Source organism: Streptomyces sp. NPDC055254 (genome assembly GCF_053606025.1).
Genome location: NZ_JBSGQV010000022.1, coordinates 39,103 through 61,759 on the forward strand (window position 1 = coordinate 39,103; position 22,657 = coordinate 61,759).

At 71.6% G+C, this 22,657-nt stretch carries 16 protein-coding genes; 10 read left to right on the forward strand and 6 right to left on the reverse strand.

Features of this window, described 5'->3' with window-relative positions; all coding sequences use genetic code 11:
• Positions 1-101: 101 nt before the first annotated feature.
• A complete protein-coding gene (locus ACWFQ8_RS21120) occupies positions 102-587 on the reverse strand; it encodes a ribose-5-phosphate isomerase (RefSeq protein ID WP_384538857.1) in 486 nt (161 codons plus the stop codon).
• Between the two features lie 219 nt (positions 588-806).
• On the opposite strand from ACWFQ8_RS21120, the gene ACWFQ8_RS21125 reads away from it, so the two are divergent.
• Entirely contained in the window at positions 807-2,240 is a 1,434-nt protein-coding gene (locus ACWFQ8_RS21125; protein ID WP_453787789.1) for an amino acid permease, read from the forward strand.
• Positions 2,241-2,425: 185 nt separating this feature from the next.
• Here the strand turns inward: ACWFQ8_RS21125 and ACWFQ8_RS21130 are convergent, their stop codons facing one another.
• A complete protein-coding gene (locus ACWFQ8_RS21130; protein WP_453787790.1) occupies positions 2,426-3,010 on the reverse strand; it encodes a biotin transporter BioY in 585 nt (194 codons plus the stop codon).
• Positions 3,011-3,340: 330 nt separating this feature from the next.
• On the opposite strand from ACWFQ8_RS21130, the gene ACWFQ8_RS21135 reads away from it, so the two are divergent.
• Entirely contained in the window at positions 3,341-4,744 is a 1,404-nt protein-coding gene (locus ACWFQ8_RS21135) for an amino acid permease (RefSeq protein WP_453787791.1), read from the forward strand.
• An 87-nt stretch (positions 4,745-4,831) separates the two neighbouring features.
• Here ACWFQ8_RS21135 and ACWFQ8_RS21140 read toward each other — a convergent pair whose 3' ends face one another.
• On the reverse strand, positions 4,832-5,614 hold the full coding sequence (locus tag ACWFQ8_RS21140; protein WP_453787792.1) for an SDR family NAD(P)-dependent oxidoreductase: 783 nt from the start codon (positions 5,612-5,614) through the stop codon (positions 4,832-4,834).
• A gap of 121 nt (positions 5,615-5,735) precedes the next feature.
• On the opposite strand from ACWFQ8_RS21140, the gene ACWFQ8_RS21145 reads away from it, so the two are divergent.
• Both ACWFQ8_RS21145 and ACWFQ8_RS21150 read left to right on the forward strand, forming a co-directional pair.
• Positions 5,736-7,193, forward strand: a complete 1,458-nt coding sequence (locus ACWFQ8_RS21145; RefSeq protein WP_453787841.1) for an amino acid permease — start codon at positions 5,736-5,738, stop codon at positions 7,191-7,193.
• A 198-nt stretch (positions 7,194-7,391) separates the two neighbouring features.
• Positions 7,392-8,051: a superoxide dismutase gene (locus tag ACWFQ8_RS21150; protein WP_453787793.1), complete on the forward strand. Its 660-nt coding sequence runs from the start codon at positions 7,392-7,394 to the stop codon at positions 8,049-8,051.
• A 123-nt stretch (positions 8,052-8,174) separates the two neighbouring features.
• Here the strand turns inward: ACWFQ8_RS21150 and ACWFQ8_RS21155 are convergent, their stop codons facing one another.
• Entirely contained in the window at positions 8,175-8,822 is a 648-nt protein-coding gene (locus ACWFQ8_RS21155; RefSeq protein WP_453787794.1) for a mycothiol-dependent nitroreductase Rv2466c family protein, read from the reverse strand.
• A 178-nt stretch (positions 8,823-9,000) separates the two neighbouring features.
• On the opposite strand from ACWFQ8_RS21155, the gene pepN (ACWFQ8_RS21160) reads away from it, so the two are divergent.
• Together pepN (ACWFQ8_RS21160) and ACWFQ8_RS21165 are read left to right on the forward strand one after the other, a co-directional pair.
• Complete coding sequence (pepN, locus tag ACWFQ8_RS21160) at positions 9,001-11,583, forward strand: aminopeptidase N (RefSeq protein WP_453787795.1); 2,583 nt, start codon at positions 9,001-9,003, stop codon at positions 11,581-11,583.
• A gap of 199 nt (positions 11,584-11,782) precedes the next feature.
• Positions 11,783-12,745 (forward strand): hypothetical protein, encoded by a 963-nt coding sequence (locus ACWFQ8_RS21165; RefSeq protein ID WP_453787796.1) that lies wholly within the window; start codon positions 11,783-11,785, stop codon positions 12,743-12,745.
• On the opposite strand, the gene ACWFQ8_RS21170 is transcribed toward ACWFQ8_RS21165, so the two are convergent.
• Both ACWFQ8_RS21170 and ACWFQ8_RS21175 read right to left on the reverse strand, forming a co-directional pair.
• Positions 12,721-13,638, reverse strand: coding sequence for a pyridoxamine 5'-phosphate oxidase family protein (locus ACWFQ8_RS21170; protein ID WP_453787797.1), 918 nt, complete (start codon positions 13,636-13,638; stop codon positions 12,721-12,723). The genes ACWFQ8_RS21165 and ACWFQ8_RS21170 overlap by 25 nt on opposite strands.
• Entirely contained in the window at positions 13,638-14,084 is a 447-nt protein-coding gene (locus ACWFQ8_RS21175; RefSeq protein WP_453787798.1) for a VOC family protein, read from the reverse strand. The genes ACWFQ8_RS21170 and ACWFQ8_RS21175 overlap by 1 nt, the downstream gene beginning before the upstream one ends.
• A 117-nt stretch (positions 14,085-14,201) precedes the next feature.
• On the opposite strand from ACWFQ8_RS21175, the gene ACWFQ8_RS21180 reads away from it, so the two are divergent.
• The 4 genes from ACWFQ8_RS21180 (at position 14,202) to pepN (ACWFQ8_RS21195) (ending at position 22,418) form a co-directional block, all read left to right on the forward strand.
• On the forward strand, positions 14,202-14,765 hold the full coding sequence (locus ACWFQ8_RS21180) for a CGNR zinc finger domain-containing protein (protein WP_453787799.1): 564 nt from the start codon (positions 14,202-14,204) through the stop codon (positions 14,763-14,765).
• Positions 14,766-15,038: 273 nt separating this feature from the next.
• Entirely contained in the window at positions 15,039-18,368 is a 3,330-nt protein-coding gene (locus tag ACWFQ8_RS21185; protein WP_453787800.1) for a S8 family serine peptidase, read from the forward strand.
• 251 nt (positions 18,369-18,619) lie between these two features.
• A complete protein-coding gene (locus ACWFQ8_RS21190) occupies positions 18,620-19,648 on the forward strand; it encodes an aspartate-semialdehyde dehydrogenase (RefSeq protein ID WP_453787801.1) in 1,029 nt (342 codons plus the stop codon).
• Between the two features lie 172 nt (positions 19,649-19,820).
• Positions 19,821-22,418 carry an aminopeptidase N gene (gene pepN / locus ACWFQ8_RS21195; protein ID WP_453787802.1) on the forward strand — a complete coding sequence of 866 codons (2,598 nt, stop codon included), beginning with the start codon at positions 19,821-19,823 and terminating at the stop codon, positions 22,416-22,418.
• The last annotated feature ends 239 nt before the right edge of the window (positions 22,419-22,657 follow it).

Sequence of the window (22,657 nt, forward strand, 5' to 3'; positions counted from 1 at the left end):
GGCCCCGGGGCCGGGGGGGTGCTCCTGGGCGGGGTAGCGGGGCCCCCCCCCCACGGGGCGGCCCGGCGGGAACCCCGGGGGGCCACGGCCGAGCGGAGAAATCAGCCCTGCGGGTGGTGGGCGGGGATGGGGGGGAGCTCGCCGGTGCGCTCGTAGGCGGAGAGCATCTCGATGCGGCGCGTGTGACGCTCCTCGTCGGAGTACGGCGTCGCCAGGAAGGCCTCGATGAAGCTGACGGCCTCGTCCTGGGTGTGCATGCGGCCGCCGACCGAGATCACGTTGGCGTTGTTGTGCTCGCGCCCGAGCTGGGCGGTCTGCACGCTCCAGGCCAGTACGGCCCGCACGCCCTTGACCTTGTTCGCGGCGATCTGCTCCCCGTTGCCGGATCCGCCGATCACGATGCCGAGGCTGTCCGGGTCCGCGGCGGTCTTCTCCGCGGCACGCAGGCAGAACGGCGGGTAGTCGTCCACCGCGTCGTAGATGTGGGGGCCACAGTCGACGGGCTCGTGGCCGTTGTTCTTGAGCCAGTCCACGAGGTGGTTCTTGAGCTCAAAGCCGGCATGGTCGGATCCGAGGTACACGCGCATGGGACGAGTGTGGCACGAGGAGACCCGCAGGCCCGCAGCGGGTGTCGCGTAAGTCACTTCTAAAGCTCAAGTAAACCCAAAGAACGCAGATGGGACACCGCAGGACCTCCTTCCGGGCCGATGGTCCTCGGACAACGATCCGAAAAGGGGTCTTCCGTCCCGCGTTCATCTCAGGTTTCAATGCCGGGGCTCGTAACCCGAGAACCTAAGGATTCGTCCATGAGCTCCACGACGACCCTTCAGAAGGCAGGCGACCCCTCCGGTGAACCCGGTGCCGCCCAGCCCTCCGACGGTCTGAAGGCCGGTCTCAAGAACCGCCACCTGTCCATGATCGCCATCGGCGGCGTCATCGGCGCCGGACTCTTCGTCGGCTCCGGTGGCGGCATCGCCAAGGCCGGCCCCGCCATCCTGGTCTCCTACGCGCTGGTCGGCGCGATGGTGGTCTTCGTGATGCGGATGCTCGGTGAGATGGCCGCCGCCAGCCCGAACTCGGGCTCCTTCTCCGCGTACGCCGACCGGGCGCTGGGCCGCTGGGCCGGCTTCTCCATCGGCTGGCTGTACTGGTTCTTCTGGGTCGTCGTGCTGGCCGTGGAAGCCACCGCCGGCGCCGTGATCCTGGAGAGCTGGGTCCCGGCCGTCCCGCAGTGGGCCTGGGCGCTGATCGTCATGGTGGTCCTGACGGTCACCAACCTCGGCTCGGTCGCCTCGTACGGCGAGTTCGAGTTCTGGTTCGCGGGCATCAAGGTCGTCGCCATCGGCGCCTTCGTGATCATCGGCATGCTCGCGGTCTTCGGCGTGCTCCCCGGCTCGGACAACCCGGGCGCGGGCTTCGCGCACCTGACCGACACCGGCGGGTTCATGCCCAACGGCGCGGGCGCCATCCTCACCGGTGTGCTGATGGTCGTCTTCTCCTTCATGGGCAGCGAGATCGTCACGCTGGCGGCCGGCGAGTCCGAGGACCCGCGCCGCGCGGTCACCAAGGCCACCAACTCGGTGATCTGGCGCATCGGCGTCTTCTACTTGGGCTCGATCTTCGTCGTCCTCACCCTGCTCCCGTGGAACGACGCGTCGATCGTCGAGAAGGGCTCGTACGTCGCCGCCCTGGACTCGATCGGCATCGCGCACGCCGGCCAGATCATGAACGTGATCGTCCTGACGGCCGTGCTGTCCTGCCTGAACTCGGGCCTGTACACCGCTTCCCGCATGGCGTTCTCGCTGGGCGAGCGCGGTGACGCCCCGAAGGCCTTCGCCAAGGTGAGCAAGAAGGGCGTGCCGACGGCCGCCATCTGGGGCTCCGTGGTGTTCGGCTTCGTCGCCGTCTACTTCAACTACGCCTTCAAGGACTCGGTCTTCAGCTTCCTGCTGAACTCCTCGGGCGCGGTCGCCCTCTTCGTGTGGCTGGTCATCTGCCTGACCCAGCTGCGGATGCGCGGGATCCTGATGCGTGAGGCGCCGGAGAAGGTCACCGTGAAGATGTGGCTCTTCCCGTACCTGACCTGGGCCACCGCCGCGATGATCGTCTTCGTCCTGGGCTACATGCTCTTCGACGACGCCAACCGCGAGGTCGTCCTGCTGTCGCTGCTCGTGGCGGCCGTGGTCATCGTCATCGGCGTGGTGCGCGACGCGCGCCGCAAGGCCGCGGCCCGCGCCTAGCCGTGTCAGCCACCGAAGCCGCCTTAGCCGCGGCGGCCGCCCCCGCGGCCACGGAGACGGCAGCAGCCCCGGACCGCTCACGCGCGGTCCGGGGCTGCTGTGTTCGGTACGGGACGTACGGGACGTACGGGACGCACGCGACGTACGGCGTCTCCGCGACGTACGCGAGGTACGGGCGGCGGGCGTCAGCCCCGGTGGCCCGCCAGCTTCCAGGCGGCCGGCAGGGCGCCCATGGCGAGGGCGGCCTTGAGGGCGTCGCCGATCAGGAACGGCATCACGCCCGCGGCGACGGCGGCGGCGAGCGACATGCCGGTGGCGGCCATCAGGTAGGGCACGCCGACCGCGTAGATCACGGCGGAGCCGAGCACCATCGTGCCCGCGGTACGCAGGACCGAGCGGTCGGCACCGCGCCGGGCGAGGGCGCCGACGAGGGTGGCGGCGAGCAGCATGCCGAGCACGTAGCCGAAGGAGGCGCCGCCCGCTCCGGAGGTGCCGTTCGCGAACCACGGCACCCCGGCGGTGCCGAGCGCGGCGTACAGGGCCAGCGCGAGGAAGCCGCGGCGGGCGCCGAAGGCGGTGCCGACGAGCAGCGCCGCGAAGGTCTGGCCGGTGACCGGGACCGGGGAGCCGGGTACGGGCACCGCTATCTGCGCGGCCAGGCCGGTCAGGGCGGCGCCGCCGACGACGAGCGCGATGTCGCGGACGCGGCTCGCGGGCAGCAGGTCGGCGAGGACGGCGCCGGGCCGGAAGGAGACGGAAGCGGTGCTCAACGGAGGCTCCCCGAGGTGGTGGTGACAGGACGGATCCCCGTCCGCGCACGGCACACCGGGTACCGGACGCCCCGGGGGACACCGTGACGTTAGTCCGCGGTCCGCCGCCGTCCCACCCCCACTCGGCACAAAGCCGTACTCCCCGGTTTGGTGGGGACCTCACAAAGCCTCCGGTTCACGCCTGAGTTGACGTGATCCGCGTCACGGGGAACATCCGACAACACGTCCGTTTTGCACGGAAGCCCGCCGCCCAGCCAGACTGTAGGGTCCCGCCAATCCAGATGCGGAGCCCCCGCCGCCGCTGGGCCGAACGAGAGTACGAGCATCCTCATGCGTGACAACCTGCCCGACGCACCTCCCAGGACGGGCGACGACCTGCCGTTGGAACCCTTGAGCCACGGCCTCAAGCAGCGCCACCTGACCATGCTGGGCCTCGGCGGCGTGATCGGCGCCGGGCTCTTCGTCGGCTCCGGAGCCGGCATCACCCTCGCCGGTCCCGCGATCGTCGTCTCGTACCTGCTCGCCGGCATCCTCGCGATGCTGGTGATGCGCATGCTCGGCGAGATGTCGGCCGCGATGCCCGCCTCGGGCTCCTTCTCCGTGCACGCCGAGCGGGCGCTGGGCCGCTGGGCCGGCTTCTCGGTGGGCTGGCTGTACTGGTTCCTGCTGGTGGTCGTGCTCGCCGTGGAGGCGACCGGCGCCGCCAAGATCGCGAACGGCTGGGTGCCGTCCGTCGACCAGTGGGTCTGGGTGCTGATCTTCATGGTGGTCTTCACCGTCAGCAACCTGGCGGCCGTGCGGAACTTCGGCGAGTTCGAGTTCTGGTTCGCCGCCCTCAAGGTCGGCGCGATCGTGCTCTTCCTGATCCTGGGCACCCTGGCGGTCTTCGGCCTGCTCCCCGACACCGAGCCGGTCGGCATGGCGAACCTGACCGGCCAGGGCGGCTTCGCCCCCAACGGCATGGGCGGTGTGATCGCCGGCATGCTCGCCGTCGTCTTCGCCTTCGGCGGCCTGGAAGTCGTCACCATCGCGGCGGCCGAGTCGGACGACCCGGCCCGGTCCGTGGCCCGCGCGGTGCGCAGCGCCGTGTGGCGCATCCTCTTCTTCTACGTCGGCTCGATGCTGGTCATCGTGACCCTGCTCCCGTGGGAGTCGATGAAGGCCGGCGAGAGCCCGTACGTCGCGGTCCTCGACTCGATCGGCATCCCGGCGGCAGGCCAGATCATGAACATCGTGGTCTTCGTGGCACTGCTGTCGGCCCTCAACGCGAACCTGTACGGGTCCTCGCGCATGGTGTTCTCGCTCGCCGAGCGGGGCGAGGCCCCGCAGGCGCTGCTCAAGGTCTCGGGCGGCGGGGTGCCGCGCCGCGCGGTGTTCGCCTCGGTGAGCTTCGGCTTCGTGTCGGTGGTGCTGAACCTGCTGTGGCCGGACACGGTCTTCCTCTACATGCTCAACGCGGTCGGCGCGGTGCTGCTGTTCGTGTGGGCGCTGATCGCCGTCTCGCAGCTGAAGCTGCGCGGCCGGATCGAGCGGGAGATGCCGGAGAAGCTGACCCTGAAGATGTGGCTCTTCCCGTACCTGACGTGGGCGGCGCTGGCCGGCATGGCGATCGTGCTGGTCCTGATGCTGTTCGACGACTCGGCCCGCCCGCAATTGCTGTGGTCCGCCGGCGCGGCGGCCGTGATCCTGCTGGTGGCGTGGGTGCGGGAGATCCGCGACCGCGCGTCCGCCTGACCCGCGCGGCCGGCCGGCCGGCGCCCGCCTGACCGTCGGCCCCCGTCCGAGGACCCCCGTGCCCGGCGCGGGGGTCCCCACCGTCGGTCAGGTGCGCAGGTACGAGGCCCCGTTGACGTCGAGCACGCTGCCGGAGCTCCACGCCGCCGCGGGCGAGGCCAGGTAGAGGACGGCGGCGGCGATCTCGGCGGGGTCCGCGACCCGCCCGAAGGGGCTCTGGGCCCGGATGCCCACGCCCTCGGGCCCCTCCAGCCGGCCCGCGACCCGCTCGGTCGCGACGAAGCCGGGCGCGACGGAGGCGACGGCGATGCCGTGGGGGGCCAGGGAGACGGCGAGGCACTGCCCGAGCGCGTGCAGCGCGGCCTGGGTGGCCCCGTAGGCGGGGTGGTCGGGCTCGCCCCGGAAGGCGCCGCGCGAGCCGATGTTGACGATGCGCCCCTCGCGGCCGCCGTCGATCATGCGGCGGGCGACGCAGTGGCTGAGGTTGGCGGCGCCGAGCAGATTGACGTCGACGGTGCGCCGCCAGGCGTCCTGCCAGTCCTGGTAGGAGGTGTCCGCCGGCGGGTGCGCGACCATCACGGCGGCGTTGTTCACCAGGACGTCCACCCCGCCGAGCGCCTCGTCCGCCTCGTCCGCCAGGGCCAGGACGCGGTCCGGGTCGGCCAGGTCCGCGGCGAGCAGGACGTGCCCCTCCCCCTCCAGTACCGCGAGGGTCTCCTCGGCGTCGGCCCGCCGGGCGGAGCAGTGCACGGCCACCCGGTCGCCCTGGCGGGCGAAGGCGGCCGCGACCGCCCGCCCGATGCCCCGGGAGGCGCCGGTGACGAGCACGCCCCGTCCGGTCGTACGAAGTCCCGTCACGGGCCGGCCCATCCGGTGCCTCCTCGATCCGCTTGCTGCGACGTCGCGGCGAGCGTACGGACATGATCACCATCCGTGAAGCTGCTGTCCGAATAACGGACACCTGGCGTCCGGTGAGCGGACACTCGGCAGACTGGGCGCCGCGCACCAGCCCCGCACACCGGACAGGCAGCACCATGAGCCGAGCAACAGCACCCTCACGCCCCCCGAGCCGCGGACGCCGCGACCCGCCGAGTCCGGCGATCCGCTCGGCAACGGCCTCAAGCAGCGCCACCTCTCGATGATCGCCCTCGGCGGTGTCATCGGCGCCGGGCTCTTCGTCGGTTCCGGCGCCGGCATCGCCGCCGCCGGCCCCTCGATCGTGCTCGCGTACGCCGCGTCCGGCCTGCTCGTGATGTTCGTGATGCGGATGCTCGGCGAGATGTCCGCCGCCCATCCCGCCTCCGGCTCCTTCTCGGTCCACGCGGAGCGGGCGATCGGCCCCTGGGCGGGATTCACCGCCGGCTGGATGTTCTGGACCCTGCTGTGCGTGGGCGTGGCCATCGAGGCCATCGGCGCGGCGCACATCATGACGGGCTGGTTCCCCGGCACCCCCGCGTGGATGTGGGTGCTGGTGTTCATGGCCGTGTTCTGCGGGTCGAACCTGGCCGCCGTCTCCCACTTCGGCGAGTTCGAGTTCTGGTTCGCCGCCCTCAAGATCGGCGCCATCGGCCTGTTCCTGACCCTGGGCGTGCTTGCCGTCCTCGGCCTGCTGCCCGGCGCCGGCTCCCCCGGCACCGCCAACCTGCTCCACGACGGCGGCTTCCTGCCCAACGGGGTGGACGGCCTGCTGGTCGGACTGCTCGCCTCGGTCGTCGCGTACGGCGGCCTGGAGACGGTGACCATCGCCGCCGCCGAGTCCGAGAACCCCGTCTCGGGCGTGGCCAGGGCGGTGCGGACCACCATGTGGCGCATCGCGATCGTCTACGTCGGCTCCATGCTGGTCATCGTGACCCTGCTGCCCTGGAACGACCCGGCGGTCACGGTGGACGGCCCCTACGCCGCCACCCTGGACCGCCTGGGCATCCCGGCCGCCGGCGAGATCATGAACGTGGTCATCCTGATCGCCCTGATGTCCGCGATGAACGCCAACATCTACGGCTCCTCCCGGATGGCGTACTCCCTCGTCTCCCGGGGCCAGGGCCCGAAGGCGCTGGGCAAGGTCAGCGGGCGGGTGCCGCGCCGCGCGGTGCTCGCCTCCTGCGGCTTCGGCTTCGTCACCGTGCTGCTGTCGTACTGGTACCCGGACACGCTGTTCGCCTGGCTGCTGAACATGGTCGGCGGGGTCATCCTGATCGTCTGGGGGTTCATCGCCGTCTCCCAGCTCGTACTGCGCCGCCGGCTGGAGCGCGAGACCCCCGGGCGGCTGGTCGTGAAGATGTGGGGCTTCCCGTACCTGACCTGGGTCGCGCTGGCCGGGGTGGCCGGGGTGCTGGTCCTGATGGCGCTGGGCGCGGACACCCGGGTCCAGGTCGTGTTCACGGGCGGGCTGACCGTCGCCCTCGCCCTGACGGGGTACGCGCTCCAGCGCCGGGCGGCGCGCGCCGTGTGACCGCCCCTCGAACCGGGTACCGGGCCGGGTCCATGCGATCGCATGGACCCGGCCTCCGGCGTTCCGGAGGTCGCCGCGACGGAGGCAGGGTGTCGCCGGCCCGACCCTTACCTGAGCAGCGGAATAGATACTGCTAGCGTGCAGTTGCGCATAGATTGCAATAAGCAGTCGGCACGCCGAGGGGACCGGACCACACGCATGGCCATCTACACGCTTCCTGAGCTTCCTTACGACTACGCGGCGCTGGAGCCGGTGATCAACCCGCAGATCATCGAGCTGCACCACGACAAACACCACGCGGCCTACGTCGCGGGCGCCAACACCACGCTGGAGCAGCTGGAGGAGGCGCGCGACAAGGAGAACTGGGGCGCGCTGAACGGCCTGGAGAAGAACCTGGCGTTCCACCTCTCCGGCCACATCCTGCACAGCATCTACTGGCACAACATGGCGAGCCCCAAGACCGGCGAGGGCGGCGGCGTCCCGGACGAGAAGGACGGCCTGGGCGACCTCCCGGCCGCGATCACCGAGTCCTTCGGCTCCTTCACCGCCTTCAAGAAGCAGCTGACCTTCGCGGCCTCCGCGACCCAGGGCTCCGGCTGGGGCGTGCTCGCGTACGAGCCCATCAGCGGCCGTCTGATCGTCGAGCAGGTCTACGACCACCAGGGCAACGTCGGTCAGGCCTCGGTGCCGATCCTGGTCTTCGACGCCTGGGAGCACGCCTTCTACCTGCAGTACAAGAACCAGAAGGTGGACTTCATCGAGGCGATGTGGAATGTCGTCAACTGGCAGGACGTGGCCGGGCGCTACGCCGACGCCAGGGCGAACACCCCGCTGCTGATCCCCGCCCACGGGGCCTGATCAGCACTCAGTACCCGTCCGCCCCGTGATCGTCTTCTCATCTTTCGCGTGCGGGCGTGTTCACCGGAAGGCCCCCGGGAGGACGTGACTCCCGGGGGCCTTCCGCGTTCCCGCGGCTACGGGCTACTCGAAGGAGGGGCCCTGCGTACGGGTCCGCTTGATCTCGTAGAAGCCGGGGGTGGAGGCGACCAGCAGGGTGCCGTCCCACAGCCGGGCGGCGGCGTCGCCACGCGGGGTGGGGGTGACGACCGGACCGAAGAAGGCCACATCCTCGCCGTCGGCGCCGGGCACGGAGATCACGGGCGTGCCGACCTCCTGGCCGACCCGGTCTATGCCGTCGTTGTGGGAGGCGCGCAGCACCTCGTCGTACTCGTCGGAGTCGGCGTACGCGAGCAGCTCGGCCGGCAGGCCGACCTCTTCCAGGGCGGCGGCGATGACCTCGCGGGTCGGGCCCCGGCCCTCGTTGTGGATCTTGGTGCCGAGCGCGGTGTAGAGCTTGCCGGTGATCTCGTCACCGTGCTTCTGCTGAGCCGCCGTCACCACGCGCACCGGGGCCCAGCCCTTGACGCCGAGCAGCTCGCGGTAGACCTCCGGCAGCTCGTGGAGCTTGTTCTCGTTGAGCACGGCCAGGCTCATCACGTGCCAGCGGACTTCGACGTCGCGCACCTTCTCGACCTCCACCATCCAGCGGGAGGTCATCCAAGCCCACGGGCAGAGCGGGTCGAACCAGAAGTCGACCGGGGTCTTCTCGCGCACCTGGGTGTCGGTCATGTCTCTCCTCAGTCACAACAGTCGGTTCAGTGGGACCAGCGTCAGCGAATCAGCGCGATCGGTGGACGAAGGGCGGCACCGGCTCACGTTCTCCGTCGCCAACCAGGCAGGGACCGCACGCATTCCCGCCGTGCGAGGATTCGTCGGAAGAACGCGATCGCCGCACGAAGGAGTGCACGTGCCCGGAGAGAACCTGTCCCGCGACGAGGCCCGTGAGCGGGCCGAGCTGCTGTCCGTCGACGCGTACGAGGTCGTCCTCGACGTCCGCTCGGCGGTGGACGAGGCCGAACCGGCCGAGGGTCCCCGTACCTTCCGCTCGGTGACGACGATCCGCTTCCGGGCCTCGTCTCCCCACGCCGCCACCTTCGCGGACCTGATCGCGCCTTCCGTGAACTCCGTCACCCTCAACGGCCGCGCGCTCGACACCGGCGCCGTCTTCGACGGGTCGCGGATCGCGCTGGACGGGCTGGCCGCCGAGAACGTCCTGGTGGTGGACGCGAACTGCGCCTACAGCCGGACGGGCGAGGGCCTGCACCGCTTCGTGGACCCGGAGGACGGCGAGGTCTACCTGTACACCCAGTACGAGCCGGCGGACGCCCGGCGGGTGTACGCGAACTTCGAGCAGCCGGACCTCAAGGCCCCGTACCGCTTCGAGGTGACCGCGCCCGAGGGCTGGCAGGTGTGGAGCAACGGCGCCGAGCAGTCGCGGGAGGGCGGGCACTGGCGCTTCGCCGAGACCGCGCCGATCTCCACGTACATCACCTGCGTGGTCGCGGGCCCGTACCACTACGTGACGGATTCGTACACGCGCGGGGACCTGACGATCCCGCTGGGCGCGATGTGCCGCAAGGGGCTGGCGAAGCACTTCGACGCGGACGACATCTTCCTGGTCACCAAGCAGGGCTTCGACCTCTTCCACGAGATCTTCGACTACCCCTACCCCTTCGGGAAGTACGACCAGGCCTTCGTGCCGGAGTACAACCTGGGCGCGATGGAGAACCCGGGGATGGTGACCTTCCGCGAGGAGTACATCTTCCGCGGCAAGGTCACGCAGGCCTCCTACGAGCGGCGCGCGAACGTCATCCTGCACGAGATGGCGCACATGTGGTTCGGCGACCTGGTCACCATGAAGTGGTGGGACGACCTGTGGTTGAAGGAGTCCTTCGCCGACTTCATGGGCTCCTTCGGGCTCGTCGAGGCCACCCGCTTCGACCAGGCGTGGGTCACCTTCGCCAACAGCCGCAAGGCGTGGGCCTACCGGGCCGACCAACTGCCGTCCACGCACCCGATCACGGCCGACATCCGTGACCTGGAGGACGCCAAGCTGAACTTCGACGGGATCACGTACGCCAAGGGCGCGGCCGTGCTCAAGCAGCTGGTCGCCTACGTCGGGCGGGAGGCGTTCCTGGAGGGCGCGCGCCGCTACTTCAAGGCCCACGCGTACGGGAACACCACCCTGGACGACCTGCTGTCGGTGCTCGCGGAGGTCTCCGGGCGGGACATGGCCGAGTGGTCGCGGGCCTGGCTGCAGACGGCCGGCGTGAACGCGCTCACGCCGGTGGTGACCTGCGACGCGGGCGGGCGCGTGACGGAGCTGGCGGTGCTCCAGGAGGGGACCGTCCTGCCCGGTGGGCCGACTCCGTCGGCGGGCCGCCCGCACCGGGTGGCGGTCGGCCTGTACCGGCTGGAGGCCGACGGGGCGCTGGTCCGGTACGCGCGGGCCGCGGTGGACGTGGCGGGGACGCGGACGGCCGTCCGGGAGCTGGCGGGGCTGGAACGGCCCGACCTGGTCCTGGTCAACGACGAGGACCTGACGTACTGCAAGATGCGCTTCGACGAGGTCTCGCTGGCCACGCTCCGCTCCCACCTGGGCGACCTCACGGACCCGCTGGCGCGGGCGCTCTGCTGGTCGGCGCTGTGGAACCTGACGCGCGACGGCCTGATGCCGGCCCGCGACTTCGTCTCCCTGGTACTGGCGCACGCGGGCCGGGAGACGGACGTCGGCGTCCTGCAGATGCTGCACGCCCAGGCGCTGACCTCGGTCACCCACTACGCGGCGCCGGAGTGGCGCGAGCAGGGCGGCCGGGAGCTGGCGGCGGGGGCGCTGCACGAGCTGCGGCTGGCGGAGCCGGGGTCGGAGCACCAGCTGACGTGGGCCCGCTTCTTCGCGGCGTGCGCGGCCACGGAGGGCGACTTCCAACTGCTGATGGGCCTGCTGGAGGGCTCCGCCCGGATCGACGGGCTGGTGGTGGACCAGGAGCTGCGCTGGGACTTCCTGCTGCCGCTGGCGGCGCGCGGCGCGGTGGACGAGGGCGTGCTCGCGGCCGAACTGGCGCGCGACGACACGGCCTCGGGCAAGCGCCACCAGGTGCGGTGCCTGGCGGCTCGGCCGTCGGCGGCGGTGAAGGACCAGGCGTGGGCGGCGGTGGTCGAGTCGGACGCCCTGTCGAACGCGCTGGTGGAGGCGACGATCGCGGGCATGCAGCAGCCCTCCCAGCGGGACCTGCTGGCGCCGTACGCGGGGCGCTACTTCGAGGTGATCGAGCGCGTGTGGGCGGACCGGTCGATCCAGATCGGCATCGACGTGGTGAAGGGGCTGTACCCGGCGCTCCAGGACGACGCGGCCACGGTCGCGGCGACCGACGCCTGGCTGTCCGCCCACCCGGACGCCGCGCCCGCGCTGCGGCGGCTGGTGCTGGAGGCCCGCGACGACCTGGCCCGGGCGCTGCGCGCCCAGTCCTGCGACGCGGCCTCCGCCTGACCCGCCGGGGGCCGGGGCTCCCCCGGCCCCCGGCCTCGACCGCCGGCGCGGCGCGGAGATCCGGCGGCGATGGGGGCGGCCCGGCCGGGGCACCTCATCGGCAGTCGAACGCCCGTACTTTAGCCCCGGCTTGTCCGGATTTGCCGACGAGCGTGTAACAGGGGTTAGCGAGGCCACGGCCCGAGGGAATCACCGCGTCATGAACCACAACGCACCCTTCCCCCTCGCCCACCTCACCGGCAGCCGCCCCCGCGTGCTGACCCTCGCCCAGCTGCGCGAGCACGGCGTGACCGCCTCCGACGCCGCCGAGCGGCCCTGGCGGCAGATCCTGCCGGGCGTGTTCCTGCTCCACTCCGGGCCCGCGACGAGCGAGGAGCGGCTGCACGCCGCGCTGCTGTACGCGAACCGCGGCGGCAGCCGCGAGGCCATGATCACCGGGTTGGCGGCGCTCGCGCTGTACCGCTTCACCTCCGCGCCCGCCCTGCTCGCCGTGTCGCACATCGACGTGCTGGTGCCCGGCACCCGGCGGCTGCGCCCGGCCGGGGACGTGCGGATCGTACGGTCGCACACGCCGCCCCGGTCCCAGGAGGTGACGGGGCTGCCGGTGGCGCCCGTGGCGCGGGCCCTCGCCGACGCCGTCGCCCAGCTGTCCGACGCCGGTACGGTGCGCCGCCTGCTCAGCGAGGCCGTCCGGGGCGGGCACTGCGAACCGGCCTCCGTCGTAAGGGAGTTGACGGTCGCCCGGCTGCTGAACCGGCCGCACGTGGTCGACGCGGTCGAGTCCCTCCTCGCGGAGGGCCGGGCCATGGCCGAGGACCGGCTGTACCACCTCGTACGGGGCTACGACCTCCCCGAGCCGGTCTGGAACGTGGACCTGCGGCTGCCCGGCGGCCCCCACCTCGGCGGGGTCGACGCCTTCTGGCCCGAGCACTCGGTCGCCCTGGAGATCGACACCCGCGCCCCGCGCCAGGGCGAGGACGAGCAGTGGTCGGAGTGCGTCCGCAAGCGGGAGACGCTGGAGCGGCTCGGGGTGACCGTCATCCACATCACTCCGCGCAAGCTCCGCGACTGGCCCGAGCAGCAGGCCGCGGTCGTGCGGACCGCCCTGACGGCGTCCGACGACCGCGATCCCGCCGCCTACCTGGTCGTGCTGCCCCGGTGAGGAACCGGTCCCGGCAGCGGAGGGTTCGCCGGCGAGTACTCCGGCGCGCTCCAGCGCAGTCTTCCCGGGTGGAGGCTCTCCACCACCGATTCCACGCGGAAGCGGACACCGCGGCTCCCGTCGGCCCCGAACTCCGTCCGGGCCCGGCCGCTCAGCTGCAGGAGGGCTCCGCTCTCCCAGTCCGGGAGGAGCAGTCCGGCACGCGGGTCCACCGCGAGGTTCCCGAGGGTCAGGAACATCGCGTTGCCCGGATAGTCCGGCCAGGTCAGCTCGCCCGGCGACACCACCTCCACGAAGCCCGGCAGGCCGCCCCGGTGGCTGGCGTCGACCCGGCCCCCGTCCGCCGCGGTGGCCACGAAGAACGTGTCGGCGCGGCCGACGGCCCGCGCCTGGCCCGGGGTGAGCGCCTCCCCGCGCCGCAGGACACCGGGGCCCGCCTCGGCCGCGTCCAAGGGATCGCGCCGCTGCAGGTACTTGGGGCAGTTGGCGAAGACCTGCTCGGCCCGGACCGCGAATCCCCTCGCGGTCACCTCCAGGGTCCCGTTCAGCCGCATCCGGCGCCGGGTCCGCGGATCGAGCGCGATCGTCCCCACCCGGGTGCCGTCCTCGGCCAGGGCCCCGGCGAGCGGATCGCCCGCCGGCGGACCGCCCGCGACCGCGATCCGGTCCGGCCCGGTGGCCCGTACGAAACCGGGCGCGCCGGTGAGCAGGGAGGCCCACAGGCGGCCCGCGCCGTCGGCGGCCCCGACCACCAGCTGGGGCTGGAGTTCCAGGAAGGCCGCGGCGACGTCACGGATGCCCGTACCGATCGAACGGCCGACGTGCTCGGCGAGCTCGCGTACGCCGACCCGCTCCTGCACGGCCAGCGAGCCCCGGTGGTAGACGCCGGGCATTAGAAGAACCCGCAGGTCGGGGCCGCTTCGACGGGTGCGGGCGCACCCTCGGCGCCGGTCGGGGCGGAGATTTCCAGCCGGATGCCGTCGGGGTCGTGGAAGAAGATGCCGCCGGAGGCCGCGCCCTCGCCGTGCGCGACGACCCCGTCGTAGGCGAAGTCCACGCCCACGCCGCGCAGCCGCTCCTCGTACTCCCCCACCTCCTCGATCGTGCCCACCGAGAACGCCAGGTGGTGCAGCCCCGCCGCGGCGGGCGCGAACGCGCCGTCGGCCTGCTGCCAGAGGGTCAGGACCAGCTCGCCGTCACGGCCGAGGAGGGCGAAGCGGCGGCCCTCCTCCTTGCCCTCGGCGAGCGACTCGAATCCGAGCAGGTCGGTGTAGAAGGCGAGCGAGCGGTGCAGGTCGGTGACGTTCAGGCCCACGTGGCCGGTGCGGAGCGCGGTCATGACGGTTCCCCCTTCGAAATGACTAACCTTTCATACCCACGTTAAGGGTTAGAGGATGAGGCGTCAACCGGTCACGTATTCTTGAGGGGTTAGCGACGGGCGCGAAGGGGTGCGGGCATGGCAGCGGCGGCGGATCCACGACCCCTGACCGGGGAGCCGGTCGCCCTCGACCTCCTCAACACGCGCTGGGTCGCCGAGGGGGGACCGCTGGACCTCTTCGCGGGCGCCGCCGGGCTGAGCCGGGTGGAGGGGGTCGCGGTCTGGCTGGAGAGCGTCGGGCTGGCCGGCCGGTTCCGCGCGGACGCCCCGACCCTGATCCACCTGCTGACCGCCCGCGAGGCGCTGGCCCGCGCGGTGGCGGACCCCGCCGACGAGAGCGCGCGCGCCCTGGTCGACGCCGTCTTGGAGCACGGCCGCATCCGCGCCACCCTGACCGCCGAGGGCCCCGGCGAACGCGCCGAGTTCGACGATCCCGCCTGGGGTCCCGCCTGGCTCGCGGCCCGCGACTACCTCGGGCTGCTGGGCTCGGCGCCCGAACGGATCCGCGCGTGCGCGTCCGAGAGCTGCGTCCTGCACTTCTTCGACGTCTCGCGCAACGGCACCCGGCGCTGGTGCTCGATGGCCGCCTGCGGAAACCGGGCGAAGGCCTCGCGCCACTACGCGCGCACGCGCGAGCGCTGAGCGCACGAAATCTGTCACACCCGCACCGGGGCCCGGCGCCGCTCCGGTGTCCACGTGCGGCCGCAGAGTCTACAAATCCACTCCTCGACCCCTGCGTTTCGCCCCCGCATGCCCCGGTACGGGCGCACTGGCGCATACCTCGCGCTGGCGGGAGTCCGCCACGGCAGGTCTCGTTCGATGACAACTGTCCCCACGGGGCTGTCACTTGCGACAAGCTGACCGGTCATCCGGCACCGAAATCCGGACCGTTTCTTTCACTTACCAGGGATGCTGATGACCCTCGAATCCCCCAGCTCCACGCCCGGGGCGATACCCTCGGCCAGACGTGTGGCCCGTATCGCGGCAGCCGCGGGCCTCGTGGCCGCGCTCTGCGCCACCGGGGCCGTGCCCGCGTTCGCCGCGGGCATCGCCGACACCCCGCCGGCGTCCGCGCCCGTCAAGTCGGCCGATCAGAAGCTCGGTTCGGCGGATGCCGAGCTGCTCCAGGAGGCCAAGACCAAGGGCGACAAGACCGTCACCGTCATGGTCGCGACCGCCCCGGGCCAGACCGAGCAGGTCGCCGAGCAGCTCGACGCCGTCGAGGGCGCCTCGGTGGGCCGCACGTACGACGACCTCGGCTACGTGCGTGCCACCCTGCCCACCGACAAGGCGGACGCCGCGCTCAGGGCGGCCGTCAAGCTGAACTCGGTGCACGGGATCGACCTGCGCCACGAGATCCAGCTGCCTGACCCGCGCCCGGACTCCGACCGCGAGACCGGCACGGCCAAGCGCACCGCCGCCGAGACCTACCCGGCGCCGGACGCGAACACCCCGGCGAAGAACCCGTACAACCCGTCCTTCGAGACCGGTGCGGTGGACTTCGTCAAGGAGAACCCGACGGCCGACGGCCGCGGCGTGACCATCGGCATCATGGACTCGGGTGTCGACCTCGGCCACCCGTCGCTGCAGACGACCACCACCGGCGAGCGCAAGATCGTCGACTGGGTCACGGCCACGGACCCGATCACCGACAACGACGCCACCTGGCGCGCGCAGATCACCCCGGTCACCGGCGGCACGTTCGCCGCGGGCGGTTCGGACTGGAAGGCCCCCGCGGGCTCGTTCCAGTGGAGCCGCTTCACCGAGTCGATCACCGCGAACGGCGACATGGCCGGCGACGTCAACCGCGACGGCGACACCACCGACCGGTTCGGCATGCTGTACGACCCGGCGACCGGCACCGTGCGCGTCGACACCGACCAGGACCTCGACTTCACGAACAACGAGCCGATGAAGCCGTACAAGGACGGCTACCAGATCGGCTACTTCGGCACGGACAACCCGGCGACCCCCGTCGTCGAGCGCATCCCGTTCGTGATCGAGATCCGCAAGGACGTCCCGATGGACCCGCTGGGCGGGGACTGGGTCGGCAAGAAGGCCGACTTCGTCAACATCGGCATCATCGAGGGCACGCACGGCACGCACGTCGCGGGCATCACCGCCGCCAACAGCCTCTTCGGCGGCAAGATGAACGGCGCCGCCCCCGGCGCCAAGCTCGTCTCCTCGCGCGCCTGCACCTGGACCGGCGGCTGCACCAACATCGCGCTGACCGAGGGCATGATCGACCTCGTCGTCAACCGCGGCGTGGACATCGTCAACATGTCCATCGGCGGCCTGCCGGCGCTCAACGACGGCAACAACGCCCGCTCGGAGCTCTACTCCAACCTGATCGACAAGTACGGCGTCCAGCTCGTCATCTCGGCGGGCAACGAGGGCCCGGGCGTCAACACCATCGGTGACCCCGGCCTGGCGGACAAGGTGCTCTCCGTGGGCGCGGCGGTCTCCAAGGAGACCTGGGCCGCCAACTACGGCTCGGGCGTGGCCAAGAAGTACAACATGTTCCCCTTCTCCTCGCGCGGCCCGCGCGAGGACGGCGGCTTCACGCCGACCATCACGGCCCCCGGCGCCGCCATCAACACCGCGCAGACCTGGATCCCGGGCTCGCCGGTGAAGGAGGCGGGCTACGCCCTGCCGCCCGGCTACGCGATGCTCCAGGGCACCTCGATGTCCTCGCCGCAGGCCGCGGGCGCCGGTGCGCTGCTCATCTCGGCCGCCAAGCAGGCGAACATCGCGCTGAAGCCGGCCGGTCTGCGGATCGCCCTCACCAGCACGGCGAAGAAGATCGACGGTGTCCCGGCGCACGCCCAGGGCGCCGGTCTCATCAACATCGTCGACGCGTGGGAGTCCATCCAGCGTGACGCCAAGGCCAACGACTTCACCGTCAAGGCCCCGGTCGACACCGCGATCGACCAGTTCCTGAAGACCCCGGGCTTCGGCACCGGCCTCTACGACCGCGAGGGCGGCCTCAAGGTCGGCCAGAAGAAGGTCTACGACGTCGTCGTCACCCGCACCACGGGCGTCAAGTACGGCACCCGGCACGACCTGAGCTGGCGCAACAACGACGGCACCTTCAAGGTCCTCGGCGGCTACGACTACGTCACCCTGCCGCTGAACAAGCCCGTCACCATCAAGGTCGAGGCCAAGGCCACCTCGGGCGGCGTCCACAGCGGCATCCTGCAGCTGGACGACGAGACCACCGAGGGCATCGACAAGCAGATCCTGGCGACCGTCGTCGCGGCGACCCCGCTGGCGAAGCCGTCCTTCACGCTGTCGGACACGTCGTCCGTCCAGCGCAACAGCCACAAGTCGTACTTCGTGACCGTGCCCCCGGGCGCCAAGACCCTGGAGGTCGCCCTCGGCGGTCTGCAGCCCGGCAGCCAGACCCGCTTCATCTCGATCCACCCGTACGGCCTGGGCGTCGAGGACAGCGCGACGACCCAGTGCTACCCGAACTACGACAACCCGGCGAACGCCTGCCGCCCCGACCTGCGCTCGTACACCGACCCGCAGCCGGGCGTCTGGGAGATCGAGGTCGAGTCGCGCCGTACGTCGCCGCTGCTCGACAACCCGTACAAGCTGGACGTCTCCGTGCTCGGCGCGGCCTTCGACCCCGCGGTCAAGGTCCTGCCCGAGGTCAAGCCCGGCACCCCGGCGCCGGTCCAGTGGACCGTCAAGAACGACGCCGCGGCCATCGCGGGCGGCAAGCTCAAGGGCGGCCCGCTCGGCTCGGCGAAGGTCGCCAAGCCGACCATCGCCGCCGGTGAGACCCACACCACCGAGGTCACGATCGGTGCGGGCGTCTCCCGCCTCGACATCGCGATCGGCAAGACGTCCGACACGGGCGCCGACCTCGACCTGGACGTGTACAAGGACGGCGTCAAGGTCGGCTCCTCCGCCGACGGCGACTCCGAGGAGGCCGTGAGCCTGGTCAACCCGGCCGCCGGCACCTACACCATCGAGGTGTTCGGCTACGCGATCCCGTCCGGCTCCACCGCGTACGACTACCGCGACGTGTACTTCTCGGCCGCCCTGGGCTCCGTCCAGGTCGACGAGAACGCCGCGGTGAACCTCGCCACCGGCGCCACCGCGCAGGTCTCGGCGAACGTCCTGGTCAGCAGCGCGGCCCCCGAGGGCCGGCAGTTCTTCGGCCAGGTCCAGCTGCTGAACGCCCGCGGCACCGCCGCCGGCACCGGCAGCGTGCAGATCGAGAAGGTCCTGCCGTAACCCGGTAGCGGAACGGCGGAGGGGGCGGTGCTCGCGCGGAGCACCGCCCCCTCCTGTTCTCCCCCACGACCAGCCCCGAGCAGGCAAAACGGACGTTCGCCGGACCTGCGACACGGCCGCCACGCGCTCCTCACGCCCGTTCGCGATCAGGACACTGTCCGTTCCTCGGACAATGGATTGGACAAGGCTCGTGGGGTCGAACGCATGATGGCCTCACGCGCGCTCGCGTCGTACGTATCGAAGGAGTCACCGTGAGGGTCGGAATCGTCGGAGCCACCGGACAGGTCGGCGGAGTCATGCGCGGCATCCTCGCCGAGCGGAAGTTCCCGGTGGACGAGCTGCGGCTGTTCGCCTCGGCCCGCTCCGCGGGCTCCACCCTCGAGTGGGAGGGCCGGGAGATCACCATCGAGGACGCCTCGACGGCCGACTACTCCGGCCTGGACATCGTGCTCTTCTCGGCGGGCGGCGCCACCTCCAAGGCCCTGGCCGAGAAGGTCGCCTCGCAGGGCGCGGTCGTGATCGACAACTCCTCCGCCTGGCGCAGGGACCCCGAGGTCCCCCTCGTCGTCTCCGAGGTCAACCCGCACGCGATCAAGAACCGCCCCAAGGGCATCATCGCGAACCCGAACTGCACCACCATGGCCGCGATGCCGGTGCTGCGCCCGCTGCACGACGAGGCCGGCCTGACCGCGCTGATCGCCACCACCTACCAGGCCGTGTCCGGCTCGGGCCTGGCCGGTGTCGCCGAGCTCAAGGCCCAGGCGTGCGCCGTGTCGGAGGCGGCCGACCAGCTGACCTTCGACGGCGGGGCCGTCGCCTTCCCCGAGCCGGGCGTCTACAAGCGCCCGATCGCCTACAACGTGGTCCCCCTCGCGGGCAACCTGGTCGACGACGGCTCCTTCGAGACGGACGAGGAGCAGAAGCTCCGCAACGAGTCCCGCAAGATCCTGGAGATCCCGGAGCTCAAGGTCTCCGGCACCTGCGTGCGCGTCCCGGTCTACTCCGGCCACTCCCTCCAGGTCAACGTCCGCTTCGAGCGCCCGATCAGCGTCGAGCGCGCCTACGAGCTGCTGGGTGACGCCCCCGGCGTCGAGCTCTCCGAGATCCCGACCCCCCTCCAGGCCGCGGGCAAGGACGCCTCCTACGTGGGCCGCATCCGGGCCGACGAGACCGTGGAGAACGGGCTCGCGCTGTTCCTGTCGAACGACAACCTCCGCAAGGGCGCCGCCCTGAACGCCGTCCAGATCGCCGAGCTGGTCGCCGAGGAGCTGCGCGGCTGACCCGCGCGGGCGACGGACGGGCGAGGGGCGGGTGCCGGTCGGCGCCCGCCCCTCGTGCGCGTCGGGGCGGCGGAAACCGGACGTCGTGTTCGCCCGTGGATTACCTCCGGGTATCGCACGGGGTCCTCGTGGAAGGATGGGCCGGAACGTCACCATCAAAGGAGATGACCGCGTGCCAGGCACGAATCTCACCCGTGAAGAGGCCCAGCAGCGGGCGCAGCTGCTCACCGTCGACTCCTACGAGGTCGAACTCGACCTCAGTGGAGCACAGGAGGGGGGCACCTTCCCCTCCGTGACCACGGTGCGCTTCCGGTCGGCCGAGGCCGAGGCCGAGACCTTCATCGACCTCGTCGCCCCGGCGGTGCACGAGGTCGTCCTCAACGGCAAGTCCCTGGACGTCGCCGCCGTCTTCCGCGACGCGCGCATCACGCTGCGGCACCTGGCGGCCGGGGAGAACGAGCTCCGCGTCGTCGCGGACTGCGCGTACACCAACTCCGGCGAGGGCCTGCACCGCTTCGTCGACCCGGTCGACCAGCAGGCGTACCTGTACACCCAGTTCGAGGTGCCGGACGCGCGCCGCGTCTTCGCCAGCTTCGAGCAGCCCGACCTGAAGGCGACGTTCCGGTTCACCGTCACGGCCCCGGAGGGCTGGACGGTCGTCTCGAACTCCCCGACGCCGGACGCCGCCGACGTCAAGGACAACGTCTGGCGCTTCGAGCCGACACCGCGCATCTCCACGTACATCACCGCGCTGATCGCGGGCCCGTACCACTCGGTGCACAGCTCGTACGAGGGCCCGGACGGGCAGTCGGTGCCGCTGGGCATCTACTGCCGCCCCTCGCTCGCCGAGTTCCTCGACGCGGACGAGATCTTCGACGTGACGCGGCAGGGCTTCGACTGGTTCCAGGAGAAGTTCGCGTACGCCTACCCCTTCGCCAAGTACGACCAGCTGTTCGTGCCGGAGTTCAACGCGGGCGCGATGGAGAACGCGGGCGCGGTCACCATCCGCGACCAGTACGTCTTCCGCTCGAAGGTGACGGACGCGGCGTACGAGGTGCGCGCCGAGACGCTGCTGCACGAGCTCGCGCACATGTGGTTCGGCGACCTGGTCACCATGGAGTGGTGGAACGACCTCTGGCTGAACGAGTCGTTCGCCACCTACACGTCGATCGCCTGCCAGGCCTCCGCGGAGGGCTCGAAGTGGCCGCACGCGTGGACCACGTTCGCCAACTCCATGAAGACCTGGGCGTACCGGCAGGACCAGCTGCCCTCCACGCACCCGATCATGGCGGACATCCGCGACCTGGAGGACGTGCAGGTCAACTTCGACGGCATCACGTACGCCAAGGGCGCCTCGGTGCTCAAGCAGCTCGTCGCCTACGTCGGCACCGACGCCTTCTTCCAGGGCGTGCAGGCGTACTTCAAGGCGCACGCGTACGGGAACACACGCCTGTCCGACCTGCTGGGCGCCCTGGAGGAGACCTCCGGACGCGATCTGACCGCCTGGTCGAAGGCGTGGCTGGAGACGGCCGGCATCAACATCCTGCGCCCGGAGATCACCACCGGCGCGGACGGCACGGTCACCTCCTTCGCCGTCCGCCAGGAGGCCCCGGCGCTGCCCGCCGGCGCCAAGGGCGAGTCGACCCTGCGCCCGCACCGGATCGCGATCGGCCTGTACGAGCTCCAGGACGGCTCCCTCGTCCGCACCGAGCGGATCGAGCTGGACGTCGACGGCGCACTGACGCCGGTGCCGGAGCTCGTGGGCCGTGCCCGGCCGGCCGTCGTGCTGCTCAACGACGACGACCTGTCGTACGCGAAGGTCCGGCTGGACGAGGAGTCCCTGGCCGCGGTCACCGCGCACCTGGGCGACTTCGCCGAGTCCCTGCCGCGCGCGCTGTGCTGGGCCTCGGCCTGGGACATGACGCGCGACGGCGAGCTCGCCACCCGCGACTACCTCGCGCTGGTCCTCTCGGGCATCGGCAAGGAGTCCGACATCGGTGTCGTCCAGTCGCTCCAGCGCCAGGTGAAGCTGGCCGTCGAGCTGTACGCCGACCCGGCGTGGCGCGAGGAGGGCCTGGCGACCTGGACCGAGGCCACGCTGGAGAACCTGCGCGCGGCCGAGCCGGGCAGCGACCACCAGCTGGCGTGGGCGCGGGCCTTCGCGGCCACGGCCCGCACCGAGGGCCAGCTGACCTACCTGTCGGCGCTGCTGGACGGCGCGGCGGAGATCGAGGGCCTGGTCGTCGACACCGAGCTGCGGTGGAGCTTCCTGGAGCGGCTCGTCGCGACGGGCGTGGCCGGCGAGGCTGCCGTCGCCGCCGAGCTGGAGCGGGACCCCACGGCGGCCGGCGAGCGCCACGCGGCGACCGCGCGGGCGGCGCGCCCGACGGCGGAGGCCAAGGCCGAGGCCTGGGCCTTGGTGGTGGAGGGCGACGCCCTGCCGAACGCGGTGCAGGAGGCCGTGATCGGCGGCTTCGTCCAGACCGACCAGCGCGAGCTGCTGGCTCCGTACACCGAGAAGTACTTCGCGGTGGTCAAGGAGGTCTGGGAGACGCGGAGCCACGAGATCGCGCAGCAGGTCGCGGTGGGTCTCTACCCGGCCCTCCAGGTGTCGCAGGAGACCCTGGACGCGACGGATGCCTGGCTGGCCTCCGCCCAGCCGAACGCGGCCCTGCGCCGCCTGGTCTCGGAGTCCCGCGCGGGCGTCGAGCGCGCGCTGAAGGCCCAGGCGGCCGACGCCGCTGCCGCTGCCGCTGCCGCTGCCGCCTAGGGGGTCCCCCGGGCTCCGCCCGGGCCCGGTCCTCAAACGCCGGACGGGCTGGAATTCCAGCCCGCCCGGCGCCGAAGACCGGGGCCCGGACCGTCCCAGCCCCGCCGCGCTTGAGGCACGGGACCCGGGACGGAGCCCCGACCTTGAGCCCCGCCGGCGCTTGAGGCGCGGGGCCGGGCAGGGCCCGGGGAACGGTGGAAGGGCGGGGCGGGGAGACGGCCCCGCGCAGCGGCACCCCG